6 protein-coding genes are annotated in these 5329 nt (G+C 63.8%); 2 read left to right on the forward strand and 4 right to left on the reverse strand.

The features are described 5' to 3' along the window. Window positions 1–294: 294 nt before the first annotated feature. Window positions 295–693, forward strand: a complete 399-nt coding sequence (locus JOZ76_RS10860; RefSeq protein ID WP_291689262.1) for an MAPEG family protein — start codon at window positions 295–297, stop codon at window positions 691–693. 142 nt (window positions 694–835) lie between these two features. Here the strand turns inward: JOZ76_RS10860 and JOZ76_RS10865 are convergent, their stop codons facing one another. The 4 genes from JOZ76_RS10865 to JOZ76_RS10880 form a co-directional block, all read right to left on the reverse strand. Further along, window positions 836–1771 (reverse strand): alpha/beta fold hydrolase, encoded by a 936-nt coding sequence (locus JOZ76_RS10865; RefSeq protein WP_291698635.1) that lies wholly within the window; start codon window positions 1769–1771, stop codon window positions 836–838. Window positions 1772–1976: 205 nt separating this feature from the next. Continuing rightward, the gene (gene argC, locus JOZ76_RS10870) at window positions 1977–2963 is read right to left on the reverse strand and encodes an N-acetyl-gamma-glutamyl-phosphate reductase (protein ID WP_291698636.1); all 987 of its coding nucleotides are present in this window, start codon (window positions 2961–2963) and stop codon (window positions 1977–1979) included. Between the two features lie 11 nt (window positions 2964–2974). Then, window positions 2975–3637 carry an FMN-binding negative transcriptional regulator gene (locus JOZ76_RS10875; protein ID WP_291698637.1) on the reverse strand — a complete coding sequence of 221 codons (663 nt, stop codon included), beginning with the start codon at window positions 3635–3637 and terminating at the stop codon, window positions 2975–2977. A gap of 315 nt (window positions 3638–3952) precedes the next feature. Continuing rightward, window positions 3953–4483 (reverse strand): DedA family protein, encoded by a 531-nt coding sequence (locus tag JOZ76_RS10880; protein ID WP_291698638.1) that lies wholly within the window; start codon window positions 4481–4483, stop codon window positions 3953–3955. Window positions 4484–4766: 283 nt separating this feature from the next. Here JOZ76_RS10880 and JOZ76_RS10885 point away from each other — a divergent pair. Further along, window positions 4767–5329, forward strand: a 563-nt coding sequence (locus JOZ76_RS10885; RefSeq protein ID WP_291698639.1) for an ATP-binding protein, incomplete at its 3' end; no start/stop codon positions are given.

Consider the following 5329-nt stretch of genomic DNA (forward strand, 5'->3'; position numbering starts at 1 on the left):
GCACAAGGGCTCGTGGTGGCCGGACTGGCGCGGCTGGCTCGGCCAGATCGATTCCGAGGAGGTCGAAGCCCGCAGCGTCGGCGGCGACGCGCTGCCGCCGATCGAGGATGCGCCCGGCAGCTACGTCAAGGTGCGCGCCTGACGCGGTCGACTTTTTTCTTGATGCAAGTCGGTCACGCGTCGTTCGAACGCGCTATAGTCGGGGAAAATCCGCCCGCGCGGCGCCACAATCATGGTGAAGTGGGAACCTGGGGCTGCTGCCGGGCATATTGTTTTGCACTGAGGGGAAAATCCATGACGCGTGAATTGTTCTGGCTGACGCTGACGGTCATTCTGACGGGCGTATTGTGGATCCCCTACAGCATCAATCGCACCCAGGTCCGCGGCCTCATGGGCGCGATGGCTAATCCCGCGCGCGGCGACAAGCCGCATGCGCCATGGGCGACGCGGCTGATGTTCGCGCACGACAACGCGGTCGAGAATCTCGTGATCTTCGCCCCGCTGGTGCTGATCCTCAATGCGCTCGACTATTCCACCACGTGGACGGCGCTGGCCGCCGCCGTCTTCTTCTGGGCCCGCGTTGCCCATGTGATCGTCTACACGCTCGGCCTGCCGGTCTTCCGCACGGCGGCCTTCACTGTCGGCTTCCTGGCAGAGGTCGTCCTGGTGCTCGGAATCTTCAAGGTGGTTTAAGACTTGTAGGATGGGCAAAGGCGCTCTTGCGCCGTGCCCACCAGCGCTGCGACGTGGTGCGAAATGGTGGGCTCGCTTCGCTTGGCCCACCCCCGCTCCTTTGCTATCCACCTGGCGCTCGTCAAAGGGCCATCAGGGGAGGCTACCGCAAAGCCGCCATCGCCTGCGCGATGCGTTCAGCATCGGCATAGGTAACCATGTGCCCGGCGTTCTCGACGAGCCGGAGTTGAGAGCGGTCGAGCACCTCCTGGAGACGTCGCGACTGCGCGGGCTCGATCAGTCGGTCCTGCGCGCCGTGGAAGAGCCGGACCGGGCACCCGATGCTGGGATATTGCGCCTCGAATTGTGCCGCGACGGGAACAAGGAAGGCACTCTCCTCCGCAGCCGCCCTCAGCTGTTTCGGTCGCAGTGTGAGGCAAACGGGAAACCTGTTGGTAAATTCTGCCGGGACCGGGCGAGGTGAGAACAGTTTTCGAAGCAGGCTCGGCAGGATGAGATAGGAGATGATCGGGGCCACCGTGTAACGGATCAGGTCGCCGAACAGCGGGATCGCCGGCCCCGACATCAGCCAGAAGTCCAAGCGCATGTTCGGAAAATAATAGCCTGATGCGAGCACGATCCCGCGGATCGGATAGTCGCTGCGCAAGGCAAGCGCGATTGCGACAAGCGTGCCCCATGAATGTCCGAGGACCGCCGGATTGCGGACCCCGAGTTGTTGAAGAGCATTTGCGAACAAGGCCGCCTGAGCGGTCGCGGTCCAGATGCGGGAGCGCGGCCGCTGGCTGTGGCCAAACCCCGGCCGGTCAAAACACAGGACGCGATGACCGCGCGCAAGAAGGTCGACCAGCCCGCTGATTTGCAGGTCCTGCAGCATCGTTCCGTTGCCATGAAACAGGACGACGCAAGGTGCGTCGGTTTCACCCCGGTCAATGTAGTGAAGCCGCACGCCATCACATTCGACAAACCGCCCGGAGGGAGGGTGCCTTCGCTCGGCGATGAGCTGGAAGATGATGTTGCCGAGCACCAGAAGGATCAAGATGACGACAATGATCAGGACGACGATTTCCGCATGCGACATCTGCTGAGCTCCATCAGGGGGCTCAACTCGCAAGCGTATTGCCGCATCACCGAACCCGTCTGTGGAGAACAGAAAGCTGGCGCGCTCGTTCCTCCGGTCGAGGGAAGGGTCCCCAGCAGTGGCGTCTGCTCACCACGCCACCGCTGATTTCGGCATTGATCTCTGCCTTGGTGCGGACTCGACGCGATCCCGGCACCGCACACCGTCAGTCGGCAAAGCCCAGCATCAGCCGCATGTTCTGCACCGCGGCGCCCGAGGCACCTTTGCCGAGGTTGTCGAGCCGCGCCACCAGAACCGCCTGCGGATATTTTTGGCTGGCAAAGACGTAGAGCTCGAGCTTGTTGGTTTCGTTCAGCGCCTCCGGCTCGATCCGCCCGCCTCTGGCCGCGTCGTTGTCGAGCGGCATCACCGAGACATAGGTGCTGCCCTCGTAGCGTTTCGCCAATGTCGCATGCAGATCGGCGGCCGCCGGTTTGCCCGGCAGCGTGTCGAGATGCAGCGGCACCGACACCAGCATGCCCTGCCGGTAATTGCCGACCGACGGAATGAAGATCGGCCGGCGCGTCAGACCTGCATAGAGCTGTGTCTCCGGCAGATGCTTGTGCTCGAAACCAAGGCCGTACAGTTCGAAGGACGGCGCCGTGCCATCTTCGAAAGTCGCGATCATCTGCTTGCCGCCGCCGGAATAGCCGCTGACCGCATTGATGGTGATGGGATAGTCGGTCGGGATCATGCCGGCATCGACCAGCGGCCGCAGCAGCGCCACGCCGCCGGTCGGATAGCAGCCCGGATTGGAGACTTTTCGCGCGCGCTTGATCTTGCCCGCCTGGTCCGGCGCGAGTTCGGGAAAGCCATAGGTCCAGTCGGGCGCGACGCGGTGCGCGGTCGAGGCGTCCAGCACCTTTGGCCCCGGAGTGCCCATGCCGTCGATCAGCGCCACCGTCTCCTTGGCGGCGTCATCCGGCAGGCAGAGGATCACGAGATCCACCTCCTCCATCAGCGCCCGCTTGGCGCCGGCGTCCTTGCGCTTGTCTTCGGCGATGCTCTTGAGCACGACGTCGTCCTGCAGGGCGAGCCGCTCGCGAATGCCGAGGCCGGTCGTCCCCGAGGCGCCGTCGACGAACACGGTTTTTCGCGCGACGGCGGTCGTCGTTGCAGACTCGTCCGGCTGCTTGGTGTCGATGAGGGTCATGGCGCGTTCCTTCACTCCGCGGAAACAGGCATGGATGCTTTGTAGTCCAAGGTCGGCCGCAGCGCGACCATGCGTTGGGCGATGGTCTGCGCGGCGGCGTCGCTCCGCTGCATCAGCGCCGAGGCCACCGCCGCATAGTCGGCCTCGGACTTGTGCTGGTTGAGCTTGAAACTGCCCTCGACCTCTTCGACCCTCATCGACAGGCCGACGATCGCCTTCTTCATCGCTTCGAGGCGCGCCGCCGTCATCTTGGCCGATGCCCACGGGCGTTTTGGTGCAAGCCAGGTCTCGAATTTTGCGCTGAGCGTGTCGACCTGCGCCGACAGCTCGTCATCCGACATCCTCCGCACCGGTCCCGTCAGATGCACCGCCTCGTAGAGCCAGGTCGGGACCTGGTCCGGCGAGACGTACCAGTCCGGCGACACATAGGTTTCCGCCCCGGCGACCGCCAGCAGCCATGAGGAGGCGCCGCCGGCTAGACTTACCAGCGGATTGTGACGGGCGAGATGAAAGGCCGCGATCGGCGTGCCATCGCCGCGATAGCTCAGGTAGAACGGCAGCAGCGAGGCAACCGGCTTCCGGCCGTCAAAGGCGCAGACGGTGCCGAACCCGCGCGCCTCGGCGAAACTGAGGCAGGCGGCACGATCGGGCTTGAATGCGGGTGGCGTGTACATCGGAAAACTCCTGCTTCAGTCGAGGAGCCGCCGGATCATATCACGCGAGCTTTTCAGGGAAGCGCCGCGGGACCGTGATCCAGCGGCGAAGGCGATGGTCTAAACGCAGACGACCGCCCTGACCGCCGAGATGCGGCGGCGACGGGCAATGAGGATGGTCGCGGCGTTGATCATGAGCGGCGCTATAAGGGTTGATGCGCGCGACGTCAATAGACGCCGAATATCCTTGCGTCATGTGTTTACCTCATCCCCAGCGCTTCCAGCCACCGCTTGAGGTCTTTGAACGCGGCCTCTTTCGAAAGACCAAGCGAGGGCTCAAACGGCGCGCCAGATCCATTCGATGATCTGCGCGATGACGTCGCCGAACATCAACAGCGCCGCCGCCCAGACCAGCGCGGAGACGAAATTAGCGACCTGGAAGTGCCAATAGGGCATCTCGAAAATTCCGGCGACGAGCGGCACCGAGGCCCGCAGCGGTCCGAAAAAGCGGCCGATGAAGATCGAGGGGACGCCCCATTTCCTGACAAACGCCTCCCCGCGCGGCAGCAGGTCCGGATAGTGCGACAGGGGCCACATCCGCGCGACCTGTTCCTTGTAGCGGAACCCGAACCAGTAGGAGACCCAGTCACCGAGCGCTGCGCCGATCCCGCCGGCGATCCAGATCGGCCAAAAATTGAGCCCGGCGACGCCGATCAGCGCACCGATCGCGACCAGGGCCCCCCAGGCCGGGATCAGGAGAGAGAAGAAAGCGAGCGACTCGCCAAACGCCAGCAGCAGAACGATCGGTGCCGCCCAACTCTGATGATCGCGCACAAAATTCGCCATGGTGTGCGCAAAATCTTCCATGCCGAGAGATGCCCTTCCGCCCCTGATCGTCCCTGGACCCGTCTTTTGCCCGAGGAACCACCTAAGCCGGTTTCATTACGTGACCGCAAGTCACAAAGGCTGCGCTGGTCCGTGAGGTTGCTGCGCAAAAAGCGCGCAAAATGGCCGTTTTCCGGCGTGCTGTCTGGACGGCGTTGTGCCGCCATCCTACCTGACCCCCTCCGGTCACTTTTTGCGCCCATCCATGGCATAGTCAGCCCAACCGATTCGCTCGCGCAACACTGCGCGCTACCTGTGAAGGTCCATGTCCAAACCGTTGAAATCCGCAGTGAAAGCCAAAGCCGACGACCTCTTTGCCGAGGCCGGGCCAAAATCCCGCGGCGCGCCGCCCAAACCGTCGCCGCGCGCCGGTGGCGCGGAAGGCGATTATACCGCCCGCGACATCGAGGTGCTCGAGGGTCTGGAGCCAGTGCGCCGCCGGCCCGGCATGTATATCGGCGGGACTGACGAAAAGGCGCTGCATCATCTGTTCGCCGAGGTCATCGACAACTCGATGGACGAGGCGCTGGCCGGGCACGCGACCTTCATCGAGGTCGAGCTTGGCGCCGACGGGTTCTTGACCGTGACCGACAATGGCCGCGGCATTCCGGTCGATCCGCATCCAAAGTTCCCGAAAAAGTCTGCCCTCGAAGTGATCCTGTGCACGCTGCATGCCGGCGGCAAGTTCGATTCCAAGGTCTACGAGACCTCCGGCGGCCTGCACGGCGTCGGCGTGTCCGTCGTCAACGCGCTGTCGTCGCGGCTGGAAGTCGAGGTCGCGCGCGGCCAAAAGCTCTATCGTATGGCGTTCGAACGCGGCCACCCCAA

The organism is Bradyrhizobium sp. (assembly GCF_019244115.1).
Classification (GTDB): Bacteria; Pseudomonadota; Alphaproteobacteria; order Rhizobiales; family Xanthobacteraceae; genus Bradyrhizobium.

Excerpts from the sequence above, each read along its gene's own strand:
- JOZ76_RS10860 (WP_291689262.1), top strand. The coding sequence starts at position 295 with ATGACGCGTGAATTGTTCTGGCTGACGCTGACGGTCATTCTGACGGGC.
- JOZ76_RS10865 (WP_291698635.1), bottom strand. The coding sequence starts at position 1,771 with ATGTCGCATGCGGAAATCGTCGTCCTGATCATTGTCGTCATCTTGATC.
- argC (WP_291698636.1), bottom strand. The coding sequence starts at position 2,963 with ATGACCCTCATCGACACCAAGCAGCCGGACGAGTCTGCAACGACGACC.
- JOZ76_RS10880 (WP_291698638.1), bottom strand. The coding sequence starts at position 4,483 with ATGGAAGATTTTGCGCACACCATGGCGAATTTTGTGCGCGATCATCAG.
- JOZ76_RS10875 (WP_291698637.1), bottom strand. The coding sequence starts at position 3,637 with ATGTACACGCCACCCGCATTCAAGCCCGATCGTGCCGCCTGCCTCAGT.